The sequence below is a fragment of the Exiguobacterium sp. U13-1 genome, from assembly GCF_001750115.1.
Lineage (GTDB): Bacteria > Bacillota > Bacilli > Exiguobacteriales > Exiguobacteriaceae > Exiguobacterium_A > Exiguobacterium_A acetylicum.
Genome location: NZ_CP015731.1, coordinates 1,475,309 through 1,499,285, shown reverse-complemented (window position 1 = coordinate 1,499,285; position 23,977 = coordinate 1,475,309). Strand labels below are relative to the sequence as shown.

Genomic DNA, 23,977 nt, shown 5'->3' with positions numbered 1-23,977 from the left:
CGTTCATACAGAGGAGGAGTTTTATTATGGCTCGTATTTTAATCGTATCAACAAGCGCAGATGACATGAATGGTCACAAAACAGGATTATGGTTCGAGGAGTTCGCAGCACCATACAACCTGTTCAAGGATGCAGGACATGACGTGACAGTCACGTCGATCAAAGGTGGCGACGTCCCGATCGATAAAGCATCGATCGTTAAAGAAATCTTGCCGAAATTCCAAGATGCACGCCGTGCGTTGCACGACACGAAAGCACTCTCGGAAGTCGATCCAGCATCGTTTGATGCCGTTTACTTCCCAGGGGGTCACGGTGCGGTCGTTGATTTCCCGAATAACCCACAAGTGGCGGGTGCCATTGAAGCCGTCATCAAAAAAGATGGCGTCGTCGCTTCAGTTTGTCATGGTCCTGCTGCCTTTGCGCACGTCATGATCGATGGCAAACCATTCGTATCAGGTCGTCAAATCAACGGCTTTACGGATGAAGAGGAAAAATCAACAGGTCTCGAAGATAAAGTACCATTCTTGCTCGAGACGACACTTCGCGGTGAAGGAGCTACTTTCCTGACATCGGATGCAGGTAAAGAATTCGCCGTCATCGACGGCAATGTCGTCACAGGACAAAACCCGGCTTCAAGTGAAGCAGTCGCAAAACTAGTCCTCGCGAAACTCGCGACACAAGCTTAATAGATAGTATTCATACAAAATGGAGCACGCGACATCATGTCGCATGCTCCATTTTTTCATACGTTATAGACGGTGAAGTGAATCCAATCGTTCGAGATCAGCTTCTGTCTCACGTGTTTTTTGTTCGAGTCGCTTTAACTCGTCCTCGAGTTGTTGTTGTTGAGCTTGCAATGCAGATCGTTCTTCCTCTGTATAGGAACGTGATACTTCTTTTTCTTTGAGATACCACCACTTTTTGACCTTTTGAGGTGGCGGTCCGAGTTCAATCTGTTGCTCATGTTGTTGAACTTCCTCCATTTGTTCCGCATGCGCCAATTGAAGCTGCTCTAATTCCGCCTCATAGGCAGTTTGTCTAGCTTCAAGAATCGGTGTCAGGTACGCGAGGATATGCGCAGTAAAGTCTCGCTCGACGACTCGTCGTAATACATCTCGACGAAGGGAGGCTTCCGAATTGCCTATGGCATTCTCCCACACGCTCGGATCCGCTTGTTCTAGAATCTCTTCTTCTTCCGCTTCTCCGAGCCAACGTAGTTTCAGTAACAACGGTTCAAGTAGTGCTTCTTCTACATACGCCGTGAATTGCGAATACGACGTTGCTTCTCGTGTCAACGGTTCCTGATGTAAGCGAAATAAGGCTTCCGCTTCTTCTTCAATCCAGTCTTCGTAATCATTAAAATACATCGTTTAGCTCCTTACTTCATATCATCAAAAACAACACTGGCTCGAATCCGCCACCTACATGACGATCGAGCCAGTGTTGTTAGACGTTTGCTTCGTTTTTTTTGATTTCCGCGATTGCCCAGTCACACCAATCCAAGTAATTCAACATCATACGCAAGCCATACTCACTCGTCAAGGTCTCCCCTAGTGTTGCACCGTTCTCGAGATGATCGTGACGCCAACTATGCATCATCTCGACGGCAAATTGATGGTGTCGCTTCGACTCTTCCAAATAAGCAACGGCTTCCTCTGGTGGGAGCAGATGCAAAAGCGACACCCGCATCAGGTTCTCATCCTTCATCTTCGGTTTGAATTCATTCGGTGTACGTAACCATTCAACGAGCTCCGTACGCCCTTTATCGGTGATGGAATAGACTTTCTTGTCCGGCAAGTCTTCTTGGACGATATGGACACTCGTCACGAGTTCTGCTTCTTCCATCTTTAACAACTCTCGGTATATTTGTGTATGATGTGCGGTCCAGAAGTGGATCATCTGTTTTTTAAAAGTCGCGCTTAAATCATAACCGGTCGCTTCCCCTTGGGTCAGCAGCCCGAGTAGTGCAAATCGTAATGCCACTGGCTGCACCTTCTTTCCTTCTTTTGTATATATACTTAATTATCTCAAATATATCTTAATTTCGCTACTCTTGCGTCGAACGAATGTACGATTAAAAAAGACCTGCGAGCGAAATCACATTCGATCGTAGGTCTTCATGCGTTATTGCTTTTCGATTGTTTCTATTTACGTAATTGCTCGATTCCTTGTCGTACATGTCTCCAGTAAGAAGAAGGATGCGGAACGAATTGACGACGATCGAACCATTCGCCTGTCGTGTCCTGAATGCGCTCGATGGACTCGTCAGCGATTCGTTCAAACTGCTCGATTGGAAAAGCAATCAATCGCTTCACTTCTGTTTCCTGGAGGACGTATGCGTCTATCGCTTGATCACTTTGAGCAAGAAAGACATGGCATCGCTCACAGTCCCAAAGCGACGCATCCCGAAACTCCTCTTCCTGGATGCCAAGCGGTATCAATTGATCCAATGTACACGTCAAACCAATCTCTTCCTCGAGTTCCCGGACACCATCCTCGATTGTCTCATTCGCAAGCAAATGACCGGCTGCCGTGATATCGATCATTCCTGGAAAGTCCTTCTTTTGTTCAGAGCGTTGCTGGAGCAACACGACGTCCCGCTTTGGATCATAAACGAAACAATGAAACGTTTCGTGCCACAAGCCGTTTGCGTGGACTTCCGAGCGCGGACGAGGTCCGAGCAGGTTGCCCGCTCGATCTACTGTCATGATCATCTCTTGTTCACTCATCGTAACACCTTCGAAGCTTGATGGAATCGCTCTCCGACCGTATAGAGTTCAGCAATCAAAAAGACGATTGCGATCCAAATGATGGCGCTTGGGAACAGAATCATCGCTGTCAGGAATAAAAATCCTTCCGTCCGTTCGACGAGTCCTGGTTGATATTGAAACGACTTGTAGCCGTAATTTTCACTGACCGCTCCGATTGCAAGGAACATCGTCATGCCAATTACGAATGATGCGACGAGCAACAGAATGACGACCTGCGTTTCCGGAAATCGGAGTGCAAGACCAATCAATACTGACAGCTCGACGATTCGGTCGAGAACAAGGTCAAGAATCGTGCCGATCGGAGTCGTCTTCTCTTTTCGTGCCATCGTTCCGTCGATGACATCGAGCATGCCCGAGATCCATAACAAGACAATCGCTGTTCCCATCATGTCGTTATAGACGAAAAAGCCTGTTGCACCACCGATGATACCGGAAATAATCGTCACCTGCGTTGCCGATAATCCGATTTTCTTAAATAAGGTCGCCCCTTGATCAAATAGGGGTTGAACGATTTTACGCGCACGCGTATCTAACATATCACCCCTCCTTTCTAACGATATACCCTTCTTTCACCTGAATCGTCTCGTCTGAAGAGAGCACGAGACGTTCTCCGGACGCCCGTTCTACTTCGTAGAAACGTACACCGTATTGAATGAGTTCTTTTGTAATCGTAACACGTTCATCCGTTTCCTTCGTCGGTCTTGAGACCAAGTTGACTGCCGTCAACGGATGCCATGTTTCTTCAATCTGAATGCCTTCGCCAAAAAACGGACTTGTCTGGCTAAGCGTAATTGGTGTACCATGATCGACGATTCGCCCCTGTTCTAAGACATATACCACATCCGCCATCGCCATTGCCTCTTCCCGGTCGTGTGTGACAAGGAGTGTCGTGACACCTTGTTCCTCGGTCAACTTCCGAATCAATGTCCGAAGTTCCCGTCGTCTCGGTACATCTAGACTCGAGAACGGTTCATCGAGCAACAAGAAGTCCGGTTGACTTGCTAGCGCACGAGCTAAGCTTGCCCGCTGTTGTTCACCCCCTGAGAGTTCGTGGACGGCACTTTTTTCTCTTCCCTCGAGTCCCACGCGATGTAACCAGGATTTGAGCTCGATTGATGTTAATTGTTTTGCACCGAGACGGATGTTCTGTTCTACGTTCAAATGTGGGAACAATAGAGACCGTTGAAACATCATCGTCACACCACGTTGATTCGGCGAAAGAACAGTGACATCTCGATCCCCGAATTGAATCACTCCACTCGTCACACGTTCAAGACCCGCAATCAGCCGGAGTAGCGTCGTCTTCCCACTACCGCTCGGTCCAACTAATGCCACACATTGTCCAGACGCGATCTTTAAATCGATATCAGATAATACACGCTTCGTTCCAAATCGTTTATTGACTTGTTGTATCGTGACTTCCATTTAAACGCCTCCGTACGATTCGTATCCAACTAGAAAAAATAACGGCTTGCAACGCATAAAAGAGAACGGGCAACCCGATCAACCACAGTGTCGCGAGACGCGCCGCCCCTTGAGAATTACCGGAATACGCCGGGAACACCTCCAGTGCGATCATGCGGACGATCCCACCACCGATTAACGCCACCAGTGCATACTGACTGATCGTGATCACCGTGACGAGCAACGTCACGGATTGTAGCGTCGATCGAAGCATAGGACCCGTCAAATAGAACCAACGTTTGAATCGATTCCCCTCGATCAAAACCATCTGTTCGAGCATCCGTTCCCCGAGCGCCTGAAATCCGTTCGTGTACAAGCGAACTGTATATGGCAAGGTCGGCAGAAGTAACACGAGCAGGACACCGAAAAACCGATCTGCTAGACCAAGACGAATCCATGTCAAATAAAGACCAAAGGACAGCAACAAGACAGGAACAAACAACGGTAAACTGATCAAGAACTCCGCTATACGAACACGTTTCCCCGCTTGAAAGGCAATCGCTTTTCCTGCCATGTATCCGAAGAGATGATTCAACAACACGACGGCACAGATCATCGCGACCGTCGTACCAAGCGTCGCTTCAAGACGCGGATTCCAGTTCCACTTCCCCGGAATCAATCCGATCAAGGGGACGATGAACAGGAGCACGACGAATACAGTAGTACTAATTTTTTTCATTCGCTCCGCCCCCTACTAATCTTCGCTGCCAGTGGGCGTGTCAAACCAGTCATGAGCAACAAGAGGAAGAAAAGTCCTCCCGTCAAAACGACACTCATCACAAAAGCGAGTGGTTGCTCTGATAAATCGCCTTGTGTATATAAATCGAACGCATAGACTCCGAGTAATTTCGGATAGGTCACACCAAGTAATGCAGGGATTTCATATGCGAACAGGATGAAGGCAAGTAAAATAAAAGCTGCTTCTAGCATCGGTACAAGTAAAAATACACCTCGCGCATGCCAAAAACGGCGCACCGGTGACAAACCGAGCATCGTACCGAGCTCTTGATAACGTGGATCAAGACGCCGGACCACCGGTAAGAGATAAAAAAAGACGAACGGAATTTCTTTATATAGATACGTCAGGATGACACTAAAATAATTCCCTTCGTGCGGTCCAATGACAGGCACATCACTGAGATAGAGGATGGCGAGATACGCCGCTCCTAGATGAGGAATGAATAACGGAATCGCAAGTAACGCGGCTAGTCGTGTTCTGCTCAAGAGCCGAGCGAGCACTACACCAATGATCAGCGCGAGCACCGTACTGACAATCGCCACGTAACTACTGACGGCTAGACTTTCTAAAAAGACATCATCCGTCAGTAGCTCGCGGTAATCAGCAGGTGAAGTCATCGAGACACTTACCCATAACCCATATAAGACCATGCCTGCCATCAAGATGGCGGCGGGATATGCGTTACCGCGCCACACGAGACGGCCATTCCTTACGGATCATCTCAAAGATGGACGGGTCGAGTTCCGTCCGGACCTTTCCTTCAAAGACACTCGGTTTCGGTGTTGACGGTGCAGCCGGTACATCAGCGAACTGTTTTTGTTCTGCCGTATCAAGTGTCGATAAATCAAGACTTGAACCGTCTCCCCAGTAAGTTGCATCATATTTTTTCAACTGCGCCTCTGGTGACAACAAGGTGTTGATCGCAACGAGTGCACCTTTCGGGTTCGGTGCATTAAACGGTACAGAAAGGAAATGTGTCGACGCGATTGAGCCCTCCTTCAAGACGATTGGACGTGTTTGTTTCGGGAACGTACCTGACTTCACTTCTTGTTCTGCCCGTCGTTCGTTGAAGCCCATCGTAAAGTCGACGTCTCCTTTTGCGTATAACTGATCAAGTTGCGCAAGCGTTTTTGGATACGTCTTCCCTTTTTTCCAAAGATATGGCTTGATTTCGTTCAAGTAAGCCCATGTCTTCTTAAAATCTGCTTTTGGATCCTTTAACGTTTCATTCGATTCGACACCATACATGACATGGCGGACGAAGGCATTCCCCGTAAAGTCCGTCACTTCCGGATAAGTGAAGCGCCCTGGATTCTCCTTGACCCAAGACTTCAACGCTTTCAAGTCGGTCGGTGGCGACTTCACATCGGCTGCGTCATAGTGCAACGTGTATTGGACTTTCCCCCACGCGGCTTCCAAACCTTCTGTTTTTGTGCCGCTATCTGAACTTTGCGCGGCAGCATCGACATACTTCATGTTCGGGAGGACTTTCGTGATTTCGCCATACAGTAAATCATCTTTTTTAGCATTTAAAAAATTATCGCCATTGATCCAGACGACATCGATGACACCTTTTTCCTTACCTGCCTGCTTCTCAGCACGCAGTTTTTGAATGATATCCGCCGTCTCGATTGGAACCCGTTCTAAGGTGATGTTGTGTTCCTTCTTCAGACGCGGTGCTACGTACTCATCGATGTAGGCATTGATGCCGTCATCGCCGCCCCACATGTACATCCGAACCGTTGATTTTTCCGCTTCTTTTTCAATCGTCTGATATGAAGTCTCTAAGACATTTTTCGGTTCCGGTGTTGCATCCGGTGTCCCACATCCTGCAAGCAGGGTACTTAAGGCAAGAAAGCTGATTACTTTTGTTTTCATTCGTTGTTCTCCTCCGTCATCACTTTTTGTCGAAACCTGATTTTCCTAACCACTCAATCAGCTGCGGCATAACGCCGTATCCTTTTGCCGAAAGCTCCATCCACCATGGTGCATTGACTTCTCGCTTGCGGCGCCGCATCGCCCGAACGACGGTCTGTGCAAGTTGTTCTTTTGATAAGACGATCGAAGCGACGTTTTTTTCATACTTTCGGCTAATGTCCGCTCTTACGAAAAATTCCGTCGCGATTGGTCCGGGATTAACCGTCATGACATGGATACCTTTTGGACGTAATTCCAGACGCAATGCATTCGAAAACTGTAACATTGCCGCTTTCGTCATGCAGTAGATCGTTGACTTCGGTGTCGGCAACTTGCCCGCCTGACTTGCAACATTGACGATCATGCCACCTTTTTTGAGTAATGGCAGACATGCTTTCGTTAAGCGAACGGGACTTAAGACATTGATTCGGTGCATCGACTCGATCGTTTCAATCGAGGTGTCGTCTAGGAAGCTGAATTCCCCGAAACCTGCGTTGTTAACCAACACATCAATGTATCCATAACGATCAGCCAACATCTGCGCCAGTGCTTCCGGCGCTTCTTCTAAATCATAGACAAAGTAGTGCGCTTGAAGTTCAGATGCTAATACTTGTAATCGCTCCTCGCGTCGTGCGACTAAAATCAAGTTCGCACCTTCTTTGTGTAAAGTACGGGCTAGCGCTTCCCCAAGACCACTCGAAGCTCCTGTGATGACGATTGTCCGGTTCATGAGTTGCATTAAACTTCCTCCATTTTCGAATAGTAGAGGATACCTGATCGTTTCTCAACCGTAATCGCACCACGTGCGACGAGCGTATCAAGGCGTGCCTTCATTTCACTCATGACGAGTGGGAATGATTTTTTTAATCGGTTACCATACGTCACTTGTGCTAATTCGAATAACGTGTGCTCTCCAGAAAAATACTTGAGTAGTTGATCGCCGCGCGCCTTGCGTTGCATCAACCGTTCTTCGACGAGTGACGCGACATCCCGAATCGGGGCACCGTGTCCGGTATACGCAATTCGAATGTGTTCACCTTGTAGTTTTTCTAAGGAGTCGAGGTACGCAAGGACAGGTCGTTTGACGAGCGCATCATCTCCTGGTTGCAGTTGTTCAAGCAACGGGTTCGGCTCGACCCGGTCGAGCAAATGATCGGCTGCGAACAACACACCATCATCACTTAGAATTCCGATTTGGTCACTCGCATGTCCTGGTAGTTCGATGACACGGTATCGCCCAGACGGTGTGATGGCGTCACCTTCTTGTAATGTGAAATCGAGCTGACCTTTCCCAAGCCATTTTAAGGCAGATTGATAGCTTGGTAACATTTCTTGAATGGCTGACGGAACACCAAACGATGTCGCCAATCGCTGCAAGAACGCATCTCCATTGTTCAAGAACGTCTCATCTTGCTCCAAGTACGGGCGTAACCGCGCATGTCCGTAAACCGGAATCCCTTTTTCTGAAAAGCGATGCGCCATCCCAGCGTGATCCGCATGGTGATGTGTCACGATGACACGATCGAGATCCTCGACTTGAAGATCATGTCGTGCCAAGATTTGTTGCATCGCTTGCCACGCTTCAAGTGTATCGGGGCCACAATCAATGAGGATGTTCTCCCCTTCTGTTCGTAATACGTAGCAGTTCACGTCTCCTACCGGAAATGGTGTCGGAATCGGAATCGAAATGATTTCGTCTGATACAGTCATGCCTACACGCCTCTTTTCTCTCGTCCATTTTCTTTCATTATAGAGAGAATGAAGCTATAGCGCCAAACTTTGTGCGTCAACGGATGACATTTGTTGTTTAGCATACGTTAGCGCTTCAAAAACGGATGCACAAAAAACCGACCTTTCCGCAGATTGAAAGGTCGGTTAACAACTTATTTTAAGTTAAGAACTGTTAATTTATCACGCGTCATCGAAGCGAGGCTTCGTCCGACACCTTGTACGCCGAGTCCCGATGATTTCACACCGATGAATGGGAAGTGGTCAGGACCACGTTCCGTCCGGCCATTGATTTGAACAGAACCAGTTTCAAGCGCATCTGCTACCGCAAACGCTGCATCGATGTTCTCTGTGAAGACACTTGCTTGAAGACCATACTCTGATTCGTTCGAGTACGCGATCATCTCGTCAACCGAGTTAACACGGATGATTGGGAGAACTGGTCCGAACGGCTCTTCCCAAGCAACGCGCATGTCGCGTGTCACATTGTCAAGAAGCGTTGGTTCAATCAAGTTTGCCGTACGTCCACCACCAATGACGAGCGTTGCACCTTTGTCAGTTGCATCCGTGATCAATCCTTCGACGAAATCCGCTGATTTCGTATCGATGAGTGGTACGACGACACTGTCTTGTTCAGGAGAACCGACTGTCAATTTCGCGATTCGCGTTTTAAGTTCTTCAATGAGTGCATCCGCTTGGTGATCAAGAACGAAGACGCGTTTGATTGCTGTACAACGTTGACCTGAGTAAGAGAACGCACCACTGATAATGTGATCTGCCGCAAGTGACAGGTTTGCATCTTCAAGGACGAGTGCTGGGTCTTTTCCGCCAAGTTCGAGGACGAGTGGAATCATTGCCGATTGACGAGACAAATGTTGCCCTGTTCCTGTACCACCAGTGAATGTAATCATGTTGATTCCTGGGTGAGCTGTCAAGTAATCACCGATGACCGATCCACGACCTGTGACGATATTGACGAGTCCAGCTGGAAGACCTGCTGCGACGAGTGCCTCGACCATCAAGATACCGCTGATCGAACCTTGTGTTGCTGGTTTGAAGACAACAGCGTTCCCTGTCATGAGTGCAGGTGCAAGTTTTGCTGCTGCCAAGTTGACTGGGTAGTTGAATGGTGAGATCGCAAGAACGACGCCGAGCGGTGCTTTTTTGATGACTGCGATTTTTTTCGCACTACCGCCAGGGAACGAATCCCCTTGCATCATCTGACCGTCGAAACGAAGACCTTCTTCCGCTGTGTAGCGAATGATTTCAGCTGTCCGTTTGACTTCTTTGACGCCATCCGCACGTCCTTTACCGACTTCGCGCATGATGACTTCACCGATTTCGTCGGCACGTTTCTCGAGTTCCGTTGCCCACGCATGAAGCAATTCAGCCCGTTTGTTTGCCGGTTGCTTTGCCCATTCTGCTTGTGCCGTTTTTGCTGAAGCGATGGCACGATCGACTTCTGGTTTCGTCATCGCTTGAACACGACCGACAAGATCCTCTTTATATGGTGAAGAGATTTCAATCGTCTCTTTTGATTCACTTTCATGCCATTGCCCATCTAGTAAAAATGTGTAGGTTGTTGCTGTAGTCATTCCACTCTACCTCCATTTATTTTTATCTCTCTCATTTCAGTGTGTGGCTGCATAGCTTATTGTAATCAATTGGTCAGACAAATGCCAAACTTTTTGCTTAACATATTATGAAAGCGATTACAACACTTTTTTTGTCAATTCAGAACTAGAATTTTTAGCGTAGCATGCCGATAACTAGTCAGAAGTGAAGTGAAGGTAATGGAAAGGGGCACAACCATATGTATAATCAGCACGATATTTTATTAGAAGCCGGTACGAATGAACTCGAGATCGTCATCTTCCATTGCGGTCCATATACGTTCGGAATCAACGTCATGAAGGTCCGGGAAATCATCGTTCCGCTCCCAATGACACCACTCCCAGGTACACCGGACGCTGTCAAAGGATTGATTGAACTGCGTGGCGAAGTCATGACAGTCATCGATTTGCCGACGGTCATCGGTGTTCCCCACGACGAAGCAACCGAGGATCGATTGATCATCTGTGAATTTAATGGAGAAAAGAGCGTCCTGCGTGTCGATTCCGTGACGGAAATCCGTCGTATCTCATGGGAGCAGATCGATACACCAAACGAACTCGCTCGTGGCATCGAAGGACTGACGAACGGTGTCGTCAAAACAGGCGACAAGATGATTATCCTGCTCGACTATGAAAAAATCGCACTTGAGCTCTCACGCAAGGATATCTTCGCCCGCGAAGAAGGACGACGCGTGCAGTCCCGTGACCGATCCGACAAAGTCATCTGGATTGCCGAAGACTCGGAAATGCTCCGGACATTGATCATCGAAACACTCGAGGAAGCCGGTTACCACGGACTGAAATGGTTCATCAACGGCAAAGAAGCCTTTGATGCTTTCGAACAAGGAAGTAACTGTGATCTCCTCATCACGGATATCGAGATGCCGAAGATGGATGGACTCCATTTGACAAAACGTCTTCGTGAGGACGATCGCTATGGTGAATTACCAATCATCGTCTTCTCGTCGTTGATTTCCGACGATTTACGTCATAAAGGCGAGTCCGTTGGTGTCAATGCACAAATCACGAAACCGGAAATCGGTCGTCTGATCGAGACAGTGGATTCTTACGTCTTGTAAATCAAAAAAAGCCGACATGAAGTCGGCTTTTACTATTTATTTCATCCTTAACGTAAAGCGTCAATGTTTTTCCCAGTAAAGACATCGAGCCAGACGACACGGAATTCCACCATGCATTGCTCAATCCGATCGACGATTTCTTGTGTTCCGGTCATCGAACCAGATTCTGCTTCTTTTTCAAGCAGTTCGAAATCATCCGCTAAATCATCAGCAGCAACGGAATAGGAAGCACCTTTTAACAAGTGAGCCAGCTTTTCAGTTTGCTCAGCATCTTGTTTGGCGACGGCATCTTTTAGTTCAGGAAATTTCCGATCGAACTGTGCGATATACGTCTCTCCGATTTTTTGAAGGAACACGTGGTCTCCACCTGCGATCGATTGAAGTTCTTCGAGCTTCTTAGCATTAAAAAAAGGCATGTCTTCCCCTCCTCTGTTTTCATCTTATCACTAATCTTCATAAAAAAAAATCGGAGAATCATTTACACGCCGTCGTATCTATTTCTATAATGAGACAGTGAAGAGCAGGAGGGATAGACAATATGTTGACGATTTATCGAAGCGATGTCACCGGGGCAGTCAACGAGATACAGGAGTTCACGAAAGGTTCCTGGATCCATCTTGTCAATCCGACAAAGGACGAAGCCGACCAAGTCATCGCTGCTACGAAAATTCCAGAGGATTTCATTTATGACCCTTTGGACGTGGAAGAAAAACCACGTTTTGAAAAAGATGAAGAAGGTCTTCTGATGATCGTCGACGTTCCCTACATCGAAGAAGAATCATCAGGACGCCGTTATAATACGATCCCGCTCGGTATCATCGTGACATCCCGTCATTTTATCACCGTTTGTTCGCAACAGCTCGACGTGTTGACGTTGTTCTCGAGTGGTAAGTTACGTGGATTCCGAACGAATTATCGATCGCGTTTCGTATTCCAGATTCTCTACAAAGTCAGTTCTTCGTATTTACGTTTCTTGCGTCAAATCGATCGTCGCATGGACGAACTTGAGGAAGAACTACAACGTTCGATGCGAAATCAAGAAATCTTTCAATTAATGAACCTTCAGAAGTCATTAGTTTATTTCATGACGTCCTTGAAATCGAACGACGGTGTCCTCGACCGGATTATCAAGACACCAAGTCTTGAGAAACACGAAGACGATGAGGACTTACTCGAAGACGTCTTCGTCGAACACCGTCAAGCAATGGAAATGGCACAAATCTATAAAGATATCATCAGTTCGACAATGGATACATTCGGTTCCGTCATCTCGAACAATGTCAACTTCGTCATGAAGTTTCTTGCTTCGATTACGATCGTCATCTCGATTCCGACGATGATTTCCGGGATGTTCGGGATGAACGTTCATGTTCCATGGGAAGGAGAAGTCATCGGATTCTGGATCGTCTTCGGAATGATGATTTTCTTCTCCGGTCTAGCAGCTTTTATCCTATGGCGGAGAAGGTTCTTTTAGTTCAAGTAGATTCAGAGCTTGTAAGACTCAAAAAAGACTCAGTGACGGTGTTGCCGTCGCTGAGTCTTTTCACTTACAGGTTAATTGATTTCGACCGTCACGAGACACAGGTCATCCGCTTCATCGCTCTGATCCGGTTGAATCAACTGATGGATGTTCGGTCCTTGTTGTTCGATCAGGTTCTGGATAGCGTGGATTCCCTCATCGATACCTTTACTGTACAATTCCATGAAACCATCCGTGTACAGGTAGACACATCCTGGTGAGACGATGTCGATCGTCTTGCTCGAATATGTCGAGTCTTCAAACATACCGACAGGAAGTCCCGTATTCTCAAGCGGAATGATTTGATCATTCATGCGCAACAAACCAGGCGGGTGCCCTGCGTTCGCATAGCTGAGCTTCATCTCATCTAGGTCGATGTAGAGGTAAACGGCAGTGAAATAGATTTCTGTCTCGTCTCCTGGGAACAATCGACTCATCTGCTGATTCAATTCTTCGAGTACTTGTGCTGGATCACCAATCCGGTGCACGAGTTCGAATAAAATCGAGCTCATTCCCATCGTGATCAGCGCAGAAGAGACACCGTGTCCCATGACGTCAAACAAGATGATGCCGTATTTATTCTGAGAGATGCGGTACCAGGCGTACATATCTCCCGCTAGTTTCTTAGACGGGATATACGTCGCCATGATGCGGATCTCATCGTCTTCAATATTCGCACTGAGCACACTCTGTTGCAGTTTTTGCGCCAAATCAAAGTCTTCCTGTAATACTTTTTCATATCGTTTTCGCGCATCGATTGCTTGCTTCAGACCGATCGCGTTACGAACTCGCGCGAGCAATTCCGTTTTACGGATTGGTTTCGTTGTATAATCGGATGCCCCTGCATTCAGTCCATCAACGATATCTTCTTCGTTTGATCGCCCGGAAACAATCAGAATTGGCAATTCATCGAGACCAAACCGTTTTCGAATCAAACGTGTCGCTTCGATTCCGCTGATCCCTGGCATTTCGACGTCGAGGAGAACGACGTCCAACTGTTCGATGAATAACGGATCGTCCATTAATTCGATTGCTTCTTCCCCACTCATTGCTTTGACGACGTCATAGCCTTCATTTTCTAACAAGCGCTCTAAGAGCATTAAATTGGTTAACTCATCATCTACGACCAAAATACTCATCCGCCGTCACCTCGTTCCGTTTAACATGTTTATCTGAAATTAGTTTAGCACACAACCTACAATTTCGTTTAGACGGAAGCTGCGTTTTCCGTCATACTAGAAAGTGAACGAAAGGAGGAGTGGACTATGTGGTTATATGTCGTCTCCATTCTCATCATCGTATTCGTCTTGGTCGCCTCGATTATCGTCATTTCCAAAGGATATGGCTACAAGGGGAACAAAGATGATATCGAAATCGATTATGATGAAATCAACCGAAAACTTCGTCACGAAAAAGATGATGATTCATTCAACAAATGAACCTCTTAGACCATCATATCACGGTGGTCTTTTTTGTTTCATTTCAAATACATGTTTTTTTTAGATGTTTTTGATTCAGTCACAAGGGTATATCCATATCATGGTCAAATATTATCTCAAGGGAGTGTTCATCATGGAACCGAAGCTTCAACATGATCCACACGCAGTACACGCAGAACAACCGAATCGCCAGTTCGATCAGGAAGAATCATCAGGTCGTCAAATCAACCTCGTCACAGGGATGTTGCTCGGTGCCCTTGTTGGCGGTCTATTGACGCTACTTAGTTCTTCGTCCCGCCAAAATACGAAACAGAGTTTACGTGGTGCGAAAGATTCCGTCTCGACCCTCGCCTCTTCCATCAAGGAAGATCCTTCAGGTAAAGCATCACAAGTCATCACTCAAGTGAAGAGTGCTTCAAGCATCATACAAGAAGTCGCGTCTGATGTTCAGAATGTCTATGATAAAGTGAACACAGAACTTGAAACGGTGAAGTCAGATGCCTCTACGGTGAAAGAGACAGTAAATGAGACGAAAGGTGACTTAAATGCTATCAGCAATAAAGTCGTCGAAGCGAAGGATGTCGCACTCGGCAAAGAAGAACCACCAGCAGAGCATGATGCTTCCGACAAACAAGCAAATGACTCTCAATCTTCTGAGGAAAAACATAAAGGTGAAGGCATCTAATCATTCAATGCACTTCTTCTTTCTCCCCGACATGTTTAGCGTGTCGGGGATTTTAGCGTAGAAATTGAACAACGATCGCAACGCGTTCGCGCATCCCGAATCGAAGAACTCCTGAAAGTGGCGTTTCAGCCGGAATCGCATCCGTCCGTAAACCGAGTTGCTGTGCTTCTTTACGAGCACGGTATAAGTGGAAATCCGACGTGACGATTGAGACGCGTCGGACGTCCTTTGGCAACAACGCTTTTGAAAACTTTAGATTTTCTGTCGTTGATGTCGAGTCGGCTTCAAGGATCAATCGCTCTTCAGCAATCCCGGACGCCATCATTCCGCGTCGCATCGCTTCTGCTTCTGAAATATCTTCATCCTGACCTTGTCCACCACTTAAGATGAAGCGGACTTCTGAATGTTGTTTCCCATATGCAGCAGCTGCCTGAATCCGATTATGTAGGATTTGCGAAGGTTTTTCTCCTTTGACACCCGCACCGAGGACAATGACATACGGTGACGTCCCATCAGCGAGTGGTCGCTCCCCTTTATTGACGAAAATACCGACACTGTACCAGAAGGCGACACAAGCGACGAGCCCCCCACCAACCATCCATTTGATGTTTCGTTTGTTAAACGTGCGTTTGATCATACCGTACGACCTTTCTACTAAAAAATGGCTTACGGTAAGCACTACGCATGATTCTTCAAAAAGTTTCAAGACCGTGGTGCTTCACAGCATAAAAAATGCGATCTTCTCTTCTCTTGAGAACATCGCATTTTCCTATTGATTGACTCGTCATCAATTTCCCCAAATTGATGTTACGTATTCCGGATGATCGATGAACGGATTCCGGTTTTTTTGCCACTTCTCGAAGATGACATCGTTGCGACGTTTCTCGAAGCTATCGACTGGGTCAAGCTTATTCCATGCTTTCAGCGTCGACAATTTGCCGTGTAACGGGTTCGAACCATTATTGACGTTTTCTGAGGCTTCGAGATCGATTTCTCCGCCACCTTCATAACGAACCGCCATGTAGAAGATCATCCGCGCGATATCACCTTTGACACGGTTTGGTGGTTCCCACGAATCGCTATCGCGGTAGCAATCACATCCACTGTACTTCGTACCGCCATTATCGAAATCTAGATTCCCACGTGCGCTGTTGACGACGACATCTTCCGGACGCAAGTGATGCAAGTCTGTTCCAGGACCGTTCGTCGTACCAAAGTCACCGTGTGACTTGGCCCAGACATGTTCACGATTCCACTGACCGACATTCCCACCGTTACTGCTCTTTGAAATCGATTTCCCCGTGTATAACTCGATGACGTTATTCGCATTGTTTGGATCTTGATCCGTTTCTTTCAGTGCTGTCCATACCGTGTCGTATGACACTTGTGTATGGTTGTCGATGATATCGTGCAGCGATGCCTTCAACGCTGCCCCTGTCTTCCCCGCTGCTGGTAAATAGTACGCATCGATCGTCGATTGTGACGTAACCATCTGCGGACCAGCTGAAACTTGTTTTGGATCAACTGTTTTTGCTGTGACCGGTGTAAAGACGATTGACCCGAGCGCAAGTGTTGCAGCAAGCGCACCTGTGACCTTTGACTTCCAGTTCATGTGTGTTCCCCCTTAAATAGTATGTATGAAAGCGGATGTTACACGCTCATTTTCACACCGAATCCATTCCTGGTGGAAGATGGACGATAGACCTGCTTTTTTGAAGATGAGTCGTCGTTCAGAATATTCATTGAAAGGCAACGGTTAGATGGTCCTGATTTTTTTCATTCATGACGTCAATCCCATCAAAATAGTTCTTCAGAAGAAATATTCTAGGGTCAAAAGTCACGAACAAAAGAGACTTACAAATAAGAATCCGGGACGATATTCCTCCTGTCTAAAGCTTCCCTATAATAAATAATGCAAGCGCTTTCACAAATCATGAGGAGGTCTTTACGTGAAACAAAAAAGATGGATTTTAGCAACCGTCGCATCTGCTGCTTTTTTAGCGCCACTTGCGCAACCGATTGCAGTCGGCGCAACGGCAGACAACGGAACGATGATGCAGTATTTCGAATGGTATGTGCCAAATGACGGTAACCACTGGAACCGTCTCGGGAGTGACGCAACAAAGCTCGATCAGCTCGGGATCACATCGGTCTGGATTCCCCCTGCTTACAAAGGTACCTCGCAAAATGATGTCGGGTACGGTGCCTACGATTTGTACGATTTAGGTGAGTTCAACCAAAAAGGAACGGTCCGTACGAAATACGGCACAAAGGCGCAATTAAAAACGGCAATCGGACAATTGCATACCGCTGGAATCGATGTCTATGGCGATGTCGTCATGAATCATAAAGGTGGCGCCGATTTCACGGAAGCCGTCACGGCAGTCGAAATCAATCCGGGTAACCGTAATCAAGAAATCTCGGGCGATTATCAAATCCAGGCATGGACGGGATTCAATTTTGCAGCACGAAATAACCTATACTCAAACTTCAAATGGAAATGGTACCATTTCGACGGCACGGACTGGGATCAATCGCGTTCAAAAAGCGCCATCTACAAGTTCCGCGGTACCGGTAAAGCGTGGGATACGGATGTCTCAACTGAAAATGGCAACTATGATTACTTGATGTATGCGGATCTCGACTTCGATCATCCAGAAGTCCAGCAAGAAATGAAGAACTGGGGAAAATGGTACGTCAACGAACTTGGTCTTGATGGGTTCCGTCTCGATGCCGTCAAGCATATCAAACACGGTTACTTAGCGGACTGGCTCGCAAACGTTCGTCAGACGACGGGTAAACCATTGTTCACAGTCGCAGAGTATTGGCAGAACGATCTCGGCACGTTGCAAAACTACTTAAGCCGAACGAATTATCAACAATCCGTCTTTGATGCACCGCTTCATTATAAGTTCGAACAGGCAAGTAAAGGCGGCGGGTATTACGACATGCGGACGATCTTTGACGGTACTCTCGTTAAGAGTAATCCAGTCCAGGCCGTCACACTCGTTGAGAACCATGATTCGCAACCTGGACAATCGCTTGAATCAACGGTTCAGTCATGGTTCAAACCTCTTGCTTACGCGATGATCCTGACACGTGAACAAGGTTATCCGTCGGTCTTTTATGGTGACTACTATGGTACAAAGGGCACGTCGAATCGCGAAATTCCAGCACTCGCTTCGAAGATTGATCCGTTACTCAAAGCACGGAAGGACTTCGCGTTCGGTAAACAAAATGATTACCTCGATAACCAAGATATCATCGGTTGGACACGTGAAGGCGTCTCAGACCGAGCGAAATCCGGTCTTGCGACAATCCTTTCAGATGGTCCTGGCGGTAGCAAGTGGATGTACGTCGGTCTTCAGAACAAAGGAGAAGTTTGGACAGACATCACCGGTAACAACACGAAGTCGGTTACGATCAACCAAGATGGCTACGGTCAATTCTTCGTTAACGGTGGTTCGGTCTCCGTCTATCGTCAACAATAAGCAATCAAAAAGGACTCTTCCATATATGGGAGAATCCTTTTTTCTTCATTCTGCTAAACCGACACTCGATTTAATATGATCCTCTGTCTCGATTGCCTGTAAGAGAAAATGCGCCACATCTGCGCGATTGATCTGTTTTGCGTCTTCCGGTACACCTGTATCTGCTTGACGATAGAGTCCCGTTAACGGACCGTTCAGTAAACGGAGTGGTCGGGCTACCGTGTAGTTCAAATCCGCTTGTTGCAAAAGCGCGATCGCTTGACGGTGATCCTTTAGTGGATTTTTCAGAATCCGCTGAGCGAGCATCCCTTGTACACCCGGTAATTCATCATCAACACCGGCAGACGCAACATAACCGATCCGGTCTACCCCCTGTTTTTTCATCGCTGTCACGATCCGGACGAGACTCCGTTCTAAAAAGCCACTGTATGCAAGACTCTCTGTGCCAAGAGCCGTCAGGACAGCCTCTTGTCCGGCAACAGCAGCCGTCACCGCTTCTTGATCGAGCACGTCGCCTTTAACGACATGTAACCGTTCATCATGTAGTGTCAGTTTTTCCGGACTACGGACGAACGCTGTGACCTCATGCCCGTGATCGATCGCTTGCTTGACCAGTTCTTGCCCCGTTTGACCCGTCGCTCCAAAAATAATCAATTTCATACAAAACACCCTTTCTCTTTCAAGAACCACTGATTCCATCATACCCTCACCACTTGAAAATGAATCGTCTCACATCGTCTTTATTTTCAGAAAATTGTTTTTATTTGTTAAGCGTGTATGCTAAAATCTTCCTAAGTACATATGGATATTTTTTCCTTAAATACAGGAAGGAGAATCGCTTGTGTTACGGCAACGCTTCATCATGTCGCTTGGTGTCATTTTGATTGGTCTGTTCTTGTTTCAAACCGTCACAACATACGTCTATACGCATTACATCATGCCGGGTCCTGTTAAAAATCCATCAGACTGGCGATACGTAGATGGAGACATTGATCGTAAAACTGATCCTGGTCACTCTCATGTTAAAACAAGAGACAAGATGCCATTTAGTCCAATCGCACGAATACCTGGTCCAAAGGAGCTTTGGAAATCCCTTAAAGCGGATGCCTCTGACTCCCCTCTTTCTTATCTACAATATGTCATTTTAATCAGCTTGTTTAGTTTCATGGTCTGGAAACTCGTTCAATCGCGTCGCGTGAAAAAACGGAGCAGTCCTAAAGGAGAGTTGACCGATGACGTTCCACTAGCTCAATCGATCTTTCGTCCTGCTTCTTTAAGAAAATCGCCTTATCTGTATGCATCATATTCATCTTCACGTGTCCGTAATCTCGTCATCCGCTTTGAGCAACACTTACCACGCAGTCAGCAACGTCGTCCGAACGAGACGCTTGAAGACTGGTTACGTCGGATTGAGGCCCCTGTCGACTTTCAGTTATATCGGGATATCCGCTACGGTGACGTGTCAGAAACGATCGTCACGGACGATGAGATTCTGCGCTTTGAACAACAATTAGCACGCTACTCAACCATTTAACCTTGGAGGGATTTCCTATGAAACTACAACAATTAAAAGACCAACTCAATTCGATCTATCTCGGTAAACCGGACGTCATCGATCTCTGTCTGACGGCACTCATCGCTGAAGGACACATCCTCCTTGAAGATGTACCGGGAACAGGGAAAACGATGCTTGCCAAGGCACTCGCTCAGAGCTTTGAGAGTGCCTTCTCGCGGATCCAGTTCACGGCGGACCTTCTCCCGTCAGACGTCATCGGTTCAGACTTCTTCAACTTAAAGACGCAGGAGTTCGAGAATAAACGCGGTCCATTATTCGCGAACGTCGTCTTGATTGATGAGATCAACCGCGCTGTTCCGCGGACACAATCGGCACTGCTCGAAGCGATGGAAGAACGTCAGGTCTCGATCGGTGGAACGACCTATCAGATGCCGGCCCCATTCTTCGTCATTGCGACACAAAACCCGATTGAATCGGCAGGAACGTTCCCACTACCGGACGCCCAACTCGACCGATTCATGGTCGCAATCGAAGTCGGTTATCCGGATTTTGAGAACGAACGCCGGTTATTGTCTGAGATTCTGACGAACGTCCGTCGGTCAGCTGTCGGCATCGCGTCAGGCGGTGACTTGATTTCCTGGCAGGAAGAGGCACGCCGCGTCCATGCATCGCAAGACGTGCTCGATTACTTGCTCCATATCGTCCAAGCGACACGAAACCATGAACTCATTGAAGTCGGCGTCAGTCCGCGTGGAGCGATTGCGTTGCTTCGCGCCTCGCAAAGCTACGCGTTCTTGAATCAACGCGACTTCATCATCCCGGAAGATATCAAATATCTTGCAAAACATGTCCTGTCCCACCGCCTGACACTGACACTTGAAGGTGGAATCAAGACGACGAAAGCGGCTGTCTTGACGCATATTCTGGGCGACGTGCCGGTTCCGGTCGAGATGGGGTGACGAATCATGCAGATTGAACATTCCGTCCCGTTTTGGCTTGAACGCCGACTTTTTCCACTGTACGTCACGATGACGTTCATCTTCCTCTTCATTCCGCGTCTTTCCGTCCTCGGTTTCCTGTTCGCAGCTTTGGCGACGATTCATTTCGTCGTCGGGCGAACAGAAAAGCAGCTCCAACGGGACGTCGCAATCGAATGGAAACATTATGAATCCCTGATGTTCAATCAAGAACAGACGTCGCTCCACTTACAAGTCTTCGGCGTCGAAGCCTTGAATCAGCTTGGGCTCGAAGCGACACTTCGTTTGCACACAGATGGCGGAGTCATCTTCCCGGAGATGGACCCACTACACCCGGCAACATTTCATGCAGTGATTGACTCTGAAGACGCGGTGACGATTCCGATTCAGACGGTTCGCCGTGGACCGGCCGAGTTCGATGAGATCATCTTGACGATTCGCTTGCCTTGGAAGATGGGCGTCTATCTCTTTACGTTCGATACGTATCCTTCATTTACGGTTTTACCGTCCTTGACAGCGCAAGCGACACCGCTTCTTTTACAACGTTTACGGATCGGTGATCGACCAGACCGCTACTCACCGCTCAAGAACAAACTCGTTCAACTTGGTGCAAAACCCTATACGGCGGAACCGTCAAAAGAAATCGATTGGTATGCGACGGCGAAGACCGGTCGCCTGCAGGCGAAAGTGTTCGAAACGAGCAATCAGGATACGTTTACGATTGCCTTGAATTTATCAGCCCCGAGCGGTTACGGTCTCCATCAACAATTTGAGACGTTCATTGAACAAGCCGCATTCCTGATCAGTGAATTAATCAAAGAAGGCTGTAAGATCGAACTATTCCTCAATCGACTCGACGGAGCGAACCGAATGACGCATCTCTCATTACAAGAAGGACAACCACAATTAAAACATGTCCTGATGACGCTCTCGACGGTCTCGACGCGTGATTCGTTCATCGCAACGCAACAGTTCGAACGCTACGTACTGCGCCGGAAACATATGAACAGTCAGTTGATCCAAATTGGCAATGACCGGATCCTCGCTATCGGTTGAGGATCCAAAGAAAGGAGTTTTTCCCTTCATGTTTTTTATCGCCCGAAAATCAATTCAGCTCATCGTGGCTTTTTTTGTCTTGATTGCGATCAGCGCCCTTCCGGCGCTCGTTGCGCAAATGAAATTCAACCCAGCAAGCTACTGGGAAGGTCTGAAGCAACAATTTGCTCAATTAACGAAACTTGATGAGATTACCTATTTTAACGTAACCGCTCAAAAGGAGTTCTTATTGCTTCCTACCATCAGTCCCTTTATTAAAGAGACGTTAATCATCTTTACGACAGCTATGCTGGTCTCCGCTGTGTGTGCGATTTTTTATGCTTATTTGTTTTATCGGAGTGGCCGCAAAACACGCATGATGCTGAAACAGACGACACGGACGCTTGAGATGGTTCCGGATCTGTTCTGGATCATTCTTTCACAATTCCTTGTCCTTTATCTGTTTAAAACGACCGGGTATGACAAAATCGAAATTGCGGGATCCTATGCTGAGTACATTCGTTTTTTACCGATTCTTACCCTAACGTTGACAACACTATTCTTCTTCATCAAATGGTTGACGACGCAAGTACTCGAACAGGAAGCTGCTCCTTTCCTTGAACTTGCACGGGCTAAAGGGATTCGTCCTGCCGCTCTTTTCTGGAAACACTTGATTCCGACAATGATCTATCGGTTTTATCTGTTTTTCCGAGCGAATATCATTACGGTCTTATCGAGTCTCGTAATCATTGAATACACATTCGAAGTCCAAGGTATGTTCCGGTTCGTCTTTTATAATGGACAAATGCCGATTTTGATGGTCATCTTGTTCTTAATCTATCTGCCGATCTTTATCATTGATTTACTGGCAGAATGGCTAATTCCGAACGCCTGGAAAGGGGGCATTTGATGCGTCGTACTTTGATGCGAGATCCTATCTTCTGGCTATGTTTAGTTTTACTCGCTGGTTTACTGCTGCTTAGTTTTGGAAATACAATCTTCCGTGATGGTCAAGTCGATCAAATTTCGAACTGGTATGCTGAAGACGGCACGTTCCTTGCGACGTCACCACTAAAACCGTCAAGTGATCAATGGCTCGGTACAGACCGCTCTGGCAATGACCTCTTTCAATTGATGATTGAAGGATTTAAATGGACAGCCGGTATTTGTATGATTGTTGCGCTCGGTCGAATGTTTCTTTCGCTAGTGATTGCGATTCCGCTAGCTTTTAGAAGTGCTCGCGTCAATCGATACTTAAAACTTATTCTTGATGGATTTTTAGTTTTACCGCTCTCTCTTGTCGCGTTACTCATTTTGCTTCCATCACTTACGTTCTTTGATTCGACTGCTATCCCACCGTTGTTCGACCGTGTATCGTTCGAATTAATCGTCTTGATTTTGCTTGGTCTCCCCTCTTTATCGCTTTATCTGATTGCTGAGACCCGTCAGTTGCTTAGTCAAGAATTCATGATTGTCGCTCAGACGCTCGGTGGCAGTCCATGGCATCGTTTCAGACGCCATATTTGGCCACACCTTATTCCGACGTTGACAATCGTCTTTATGCAACAGTTCATTCAAACGTTGATGTTACTCGTTCACTTATCACTTTTCAAAATTTTCTTCGCTGGAACGGTTAATTTACATGTCGGAACTGCCCCAACGATTTTTGAGTGGTCCTCGATGTTCGGTTATTACTTCAACCAGTTTTCAGCGACGTCGTGGCTCAATCATATGTTCCTCGTTCCATTGATTGGACTAGCACTGGTTGTCTTTTTCAGCAATCTATTCATGAGTCGACTCGAACGGGCTTTCCGCTTCCGCCAGCAACTAAAACCAATCAAGCTATCGGTATCTCGTGCTCAAGACGAAGCCGCCGCGACATCGATGGTCGATCCCTTTACACTCGTTGCCCGGAACTCCCGTCACGATTCTGATTGACAATCCATTTTTTTCCTCTTACACTAGAAAAAAACATGAAATGAGGGCGTCCGATGTAAGTCATTC

At 47.0% G+C, this 23,977-nt stretch carries 27 protein-coding genes; 11 read left to right on the top strand and 16 right to left on the bottom strand.

All coding sequences use genetic code 11. The features are described 5' to 3' along the window. Window positions 1-26: 26 nt before the first annotated feature. Entirely contained in the window at window positions 27-686 is a 660-nt protein-coding gene (locus ESP131_RS07610) for a type 1 glutamine amidotransferase domain-containing protein (RefSeq protein ID WP_023467672.1), read from the top strand. 63 nt (window positions 687-749) lie between these two features. Here ESP131_RS07610 and ESP131_RS07605 read toward each other — a convergent pair whose 3' ends face one another. From ESP131_RS07605 to ESP131_RS07555, 11 genes are all read right to left on the bottom strand, one after another. Then, the gene (locus tag ESP131_RS07605) at window positions 750-1,367 is read right to left on the bottom strand and encodes a hypothetical protein (RefSeq protein ID WP_029341176.1); all 618 of its coding nucleotides are present in this window, start codon (window positions 1,365-1,367) and stop codon (window positions 750-752) included. 79 nt (window positions 1,368-1,446) lie between these two features. Then, window positions 1,447-1,983: a PadR family transcriptional regulator gene (locus ESP131_RS07600; RefSeq protein WP_023467670.1), complete on the bottom strand. Its 537-nt coding sequence runs from the start codon at window positions 1,981-1,983 to the stop codon at window positions 1,447-1,449. A 161-nt stretch (window positions 1,984-2,144) separates the two neighbouring features. After that, window positions 2,145-2,729: an NUDIX hydrolase gene (locus ESP131_RS07595; RefSeq protein WP_029341174.1), complete on the bottom strand. Its 585-nt coding sequence runs from the start codon at window positions 2,727-2,729 to the stop codon at window positions 2,145-2,147. Next, entirely contained in the window at window positions 2,726-3,307 is a 582-nt protein-coding gene (locus tag ESP131_RS07590) for a CDP-alcohol phosphatidyltransferase family protein (RefSeq protein ID WP_023467668.1), read from the bottom strand. The genes ESP131_RS07595 and ESP131_RS07590 overlap by 4 nt, the downstream gene beginning before the upstream one ends. 1 nt (window position 3,308) lies before the next feature. Beyond that, a complete protein-coding gene (locus tag ESP131_RS07585; protein WP_047391035.1) occupies window positions 3,309-4,196 on the bottom strand; it encodes an ABC transporter ATP-binding protein in 888 nt (295 codons plus the stop codon). Beyond that, window positions 4,168-4,914, bottom strand: a complete 747-nt coding sequence (locus ESP131_RS07580) for an ABC transporter permease subunit (RefSeq protein WP_029341172.1) — start codon at window positions 4,912-4,914, stop codon at window positions 4,168-4,170. Before ESP131_RS07580 ends, ESP131_RS07585 begins: the two co-directional genes overlap by 29 nt. After that, entirely contained in the window at window positions 4,911-5,669 is a 759-nt protein-coding gene (locus ESP131_RS07575; protein WP_047391032.1) for an ABC transporter permease family protein, read from the bottom strand. Before ESP131_RS07575 ends, ESP131_RS07580 begins: the two co-directional genes overlap by 4 nt. Further along, window positions 5,656-6,852, bottom strand: a complete 1,197-nt coding sequence (locus tag ESP131_RS07570) for an ABC transporter substrate-binding protein (RefSeq protein ID WP_029341170.1) — start codon at window positions 6,850-6,852, stop codon at window positions 5,656-5,658. The genes ESP131_RS07575 and ESP131_RS07570 overlap by 14 nt, the downstream gene beginning before the upstream one ends. 19 nt (window positions 6,853-6,871) lie before the next feature. After that, the gene (locus ESP131_RS07565; RefSeq protein ID WP_029341169.1) at window positions 6,872-7,630 is read right to left on the bottom strand and encodes an SDR family NAD(P)-dependent oxidoreductase; all 759 of its coding nucleotides are present in this window, start codon (window positions 7,628-7,630) and stop codon (window positions 6,872-6,874) included. Further along, a complete protein-coding gene (locus tag ESP131_RS07560) occupies window positions 7,630-8,601 on the bottom strand; it encodes an MBL fold metallo-hydrolase (protein WP_047391023.1) in 972 nt (323 codons plus the stop codon). Before ESP131_RS07560 ends, ESP131_RS07565 begins: the two co-directional genes overlap by 1 nt. Before the next feature lie 173 nt (window positions 8,602-8,774). Then, a complete protein-coding gene (locus ESP131_RS07555) occupies window positions 8,775-10,214 on the bottom strand; it encodes an NADP-dependent glyceraldehyde-3-phosphate dehydrogenase (RefSeq protein WP_029341167.1) in 1,440 nt (479 codons plus the stop codon). Window positions 10,215-10,432: 218 nt separating this feature from the next. Between ESP131_RS07555 and ESP131_RS07550 the strand changes: the two genes are divergently transcribed. Then, the gene (locus tag ESP131_RS07550; RefSeq protein WP_029341166.1) at window positions 10,433-11,311 is read left to right on the top strand and encodes a chemotaxis protein CheV; all 879 of its coding nucleotides are present in this window, start codon (window positions 10,433-10,435) and stop codon (window positions 11,309-11,311) included. 47 nt (window positions 11,312-11,358) lie between these two features. On the opposite strand, the gene ESP131_RS07545 is transcribed toward ESP131_RS07550, so the two are convergent. Next, window positions 11,359-11,727, bottom strand: coding sequence for an Hpt domain-containing protein (locus ESP131_RS07545; protein ID WP_029341165.1), 369 nt, complete (start codon window positions 11,725-11,727; stop codon window positions 11,359-11,361). Window positions 11,728-11,849: 122 nt separating this feature from the next. Here ESP131_RS07545 and ESP131_RS07540 point away from each other — a divergent pair, with 122 nt between their 5' ends. Next, window positions 11,850-12,785: a magnesium transporter CorA family protein gene (locus ESP131_RS07540; RefSeq protein WP_029341164.1), complete on the top strand. Its 936-nt coding sequence runs from the start codon at window positions 11,850-11,852 to the stop codon at window positions 12,783-12,785. 80 nt (window positions 12,786-12,865) lie between these two features. Here ESP131_RS07540 and ESP131_RS07535 read toward each other — a convergent pair whose 3' ends face one another. Beyond that, window positions 12,866-13,969 (bottom strand): PP2C family protein-serine/threonine phosphatase, encoded by a 1,104-nt coding sequence (locus ESP131_RS07535; protein WP_047391020.1) that lies wholly within the window; start codon window positions 13,967-13,969, stop codon window positions 12,866-12,868. Between the two features lie 126 nt (window positions 13,970-14,095). On the opposite strand from ESP131_RS07535, the gene ytzI reads away from it, so the two are divergent. Both ytzI and ESP131_RS07530 read left to right on the top strand, forming a co-directional pair. After that, window positions 14,096-14,269 carry a YtzI protein gene (gene ytzI, locus ESP131_RS16635; RefSeq protein WP_143404442.1) on the top strand — a complete coding sequence of 58 codons (174 nt, stop codon included), beginning with the start codon at window positions 14,096-14,098 and terminating at the stop codon, window positions 14,267-14,269. Window positions 14,270-14,402: 133 nt separating this feature from the next. Next, window positions 14,403-14,954, top strand: coding sequence for a hypothetical protein (locus ESP131_RS07530; RefSeq protein ID WP_029341163.1), 552 nt, complete (start codon window positions 14,403-14,405; stop codon window positions 14,952-14,954). Between the two features lie 52 nt (window positions 14,955-15,006). On the opposite strand, the gene ESP131_RS07525 is transcribed toward ESP131_RS07530, so the two are convergent. Continuing rightward, complete coding sequence (locus ESP131_RS07525; protein ID WP_083254775.1) at window positions 15,007-15,591, bottom strand: YdcF family protein; 585 nt, start codon at window positions 15,589-15,591, stop codon at window positions 15,007-15,009. A 150-nt stretch (window positions 15,592-15,741) separates the two neighbouring features. Continuing rightward, window positions 15,742-16,566 carry an endonuclease I family protein gene (locus ESP131_RS07520; protein WP_029341161.1) on the bottom strand — a complete coding sequence of 275 codons (825 nt, stop codon included), beginning with the start codon at window positions 16,564-16,566 and terminating at the stop codon, window positions 15,742-15,744. A gap of 337 nt (window positions 16,567-16,903) precedes the next feature. Here ESP131_RS07520 and amyS point away from each other — a divergent pair, with 337 nt between their 5' ends. Further along, window positions 16,904-18,445 (top strand): alpha-amylase, encoded by a 1,542-nt coding sequence (amyS, locus tag ESP131_RS07515; RefSeq protein WP_047391009.1) that lies wholly within the window; start codon window positions 16,904-16,906, stop codon window positions 18,443-18,445. 45 nt (window positions 18,446-18,490) lie between these two features. Here amyS and ESP131_RS07510 read toward each other — a convergent pair whose 3' ends face one another. Continuing rightward, a complete protein-coding gene (locus ESP131_RS07510) occupies window positions 18,491-19,105 on the bottom strand; it encodes an NAD(P)-dependent oxidoreductase (protein ID WP_047391007.1) in 615 nt (204 codons plus the stop codon). Between the two features lie 181 nt (window positions 19,106-19,286). Between ESP131_RS07510 and ESP131_RS07505 the strand changes: the two genes are divergently transcribed. Genes ESP131_RS07505 through ESP131_RS07485 form a run of 5 tightly spaced genes read left to right on the top strand, consistent with a single transcriptional unit; the run spans window position 19,287 to window position 23,911 of the window. Beyond that, window positions 19,287-19,979: a hypothetical protein gene (locus tag ESP131_RS07505; RefSeq protein WP_047391004.1), complete on the top strand. Its 693-nt coding sequence runs from the start codon at window positions 19,287-19,289 to the stop codon at window positions 19,977-19,979. 17 nt (window positions 19,980-19,996) lie between these two features. Then, window positions 19,997-20,920 (top strand): AAA family ATPase, encoded by a 924-nt coding sequence (locus tag ESP131_RS07500; RefSeq protein ID WP_047390997.1) that lies wholly within the window; start codon window positions 19,997-19,999, stop codon window positions 20,918-20,920. A gap of 6 nt (window positions 20,921-20,926) precedes the next feature. After that, window positions 20,927-21,994: a DUF58 domain-containing protein gene (locus ESP131_RS07495; RefSeq protein WP_029341156.1), complete on the top strand. Its 1,068-nt coding sequence runs from the start codon at window positions 20,927-20,929 to the stop codon at window positions 21,992-21,994. A gap of 28 nt (window positions 21,995-22,022) precedes the next feature. Further along, window positions 22,023-22,883, top strand: a complete 861-nt coding sequence (locus ESP131_RS07490; protein ID WP_047390994.1) for an ABC transporter permease subunit — start codon at window positions 22,023-22,025, stop codon at window positions 22,881-22,883. Continuing rightward, on the top strand, window positions 22,883-23,911 hold the full coding sequence (locus ESP131_RS07485; protein ID WP_047390991.1) for an ABC transporter permease subunit: 1,029 nt from the start codon (window positions 22,883-22,885) through the stop codon (window positions 23,909-23,911). Before ESP131_RS07490 ends, ESP131_RS07485 begins: the two co-directional genes overlap by 1 nt. Window positions 23,912-23,977 lie beyond the last annotated feature (66 nt).

Excerpts from the sequence above, each read along its gene's own strand:
- ESP131_RS07610 (WP_023467672.1), top strand. The coding sequence starts at position 27 with ATGGCTCGTATTTTAATCGTATCAACAAGCGCAGATGACATGAATGGT.
- ESP131_RS07605 (WP_029341176.1), bottom strand. The coding sequence starts at position 1,367 with ATGTATTTTAATGATTACGAAGACTGGATTGAAGAAGAAGCGGAAGCC.
- ESP131_RS07595 (WP_029341174.1), bottom strand. The coding sequence starts at position 2,729 with ATGAGTGAACAAGAGATGATCATGACAGTAGATCGAGCGGGCAACCTG.
- ESP131_RS07590 (WP_023467668.1), bottom strand. The coding sequence starts at position 3,307 with ATGTTAGATACGCGTGCGCGTAAAATCGTTCAACCCCTATTTGATCAA.
- ESP131_RS07585 (WP_047391035.1), bottom strand. The coding sequence starts at position 4,196 with ATGGAAGTCACGATACAACAAGTCAATAAACGATTTGGAACGAAGCGT.
- ESP131_RS07580 (WP_029341172.1), bottom strand. The coding sequence starts at position 4,914 with ATGAAAAAAATTAGTACTACTGTATTCGTCGTGCTCCTGTTCATCGTC.
- ESP131_RS07570 (WP_029341170.1), bottom strand. The coding sequence starts at position 6,852 with ATGAAAACAAAAGTAATCAGCTTTCTTGCCTTAAGTACCCTGCTTGCA.
- ESP131_RS07565 (WP_029341169.1), bottom strand. The coding sequence starts at position 7,630 with ATGCAACTCATGAACCGGACAATCGTCATCACAGGAGCTTCGAGTGGT.
- ESP131_RS07560 (WP_047391023.1), bottom strand. The coding sequence starts at position 8,601 with ATGACTGTATCAGACGAAATCATTTCGATTCCGATTCCGACACCATTT.
- ESP131_RS07555 (WP_029341167.1), bottom strand. The coding sequence starts at position 10,214 with ATGACTACAGCAACAACCTACACATTTTTACTAGATGGGCAATGGCAT.
- ESP131_RS07550 (WP_029341166.1), top strand. The coding sequence starts at position 10,433 with ATGTATAATCAGCACGATATTTTATTAGAAGCCGGTACGAATGAACTC.
- ESP131_RS07545 (WP_029341165.1), bottom strand. The coding sequence starts at position 11,727 with ATGCCTTTTTTTAATGCTAAGAAGCTCGAAGAACTTCAATCGATCGCA.
- ESP131_RS07540 (WP_029341164.1), top strand. The coding sequence starts at position 11,850 with ATGTTGACGATTTATCGAAGCGATGTCACCGGGGCAGTCAACGAGATA.
- ESP131_RS07535 (WP_047391020.1), bottom strand. The coding sequence starts at position 13,969 with ATGAGTATTTTGGTCGTAGATGATGAGTTAACCAATTTAATGCTCTTA.
- ytzI (WP_143404442.1), top strand. The coding sequence starts at position 14,096 with ATGTGGTTATATGTCGTCTCCATTCTCATCATCGTATTCGTCTTGGTC.
- ESP131_RS07530 (WP_029341163.1), top strand. The coding sequence starts at position 14,403 with ATGGAACCGAAGCTTCAACATGATCCACACGCAGTACACGCAGAACAA.
- ESP131_RS07525 (WP_083254775.1), bottom strand. The coding sequence starts at position 15,591 with ATGATCAAACGCACGTTTAACAAACGAAACATCAAATGGATGGTTGGT.
- ESP131_RS07520 (WP_029341161.1), bottom strand. The coding sequence starts at position 16,566 with ATGAACTGGAAGTCAAAGGTCACAGGTGCGCTTGCTGCAACACTTGCG.
- ESP131_RS07510 (WP_047391007.1), bottom strand. The coding sequence starts at position 19,105 with ATGAAATTGATTATTTTTGGAGCGACGGGTCAAACGGGGCAAGAACTG.
- ESP131_RS07500 (WP_047390997.1), top strand. The coding sequence starts at position 19,997 with ATGAAACTACAACAATTAAAAGACCAACTCAATTCGATCTATCTCGGT.
- ESP131_RS07495 (WP_029341156.1), top strand. The coding sequence starts at position 20,927 with ATGCAGATTGAACATTCCGTCCCGTTTTGGCTTGAACGCCGACTTTTT.
- ESP131_RS07490 (WP_047390994.1), top strand. The coding sequence starts at position 22,023 with ATGTTTTTTATCGCCCGAAAATCAATTCAGCTCATCGTGGCTTTTTTT.
- ESP131_RS07485 (WP_047390991.1), top strand. The coding sequence starts at position 22,883 with ATGCGTCGTACTTTGATGCGAGATCCTATCTTCTGGCTATGTTTAGTT.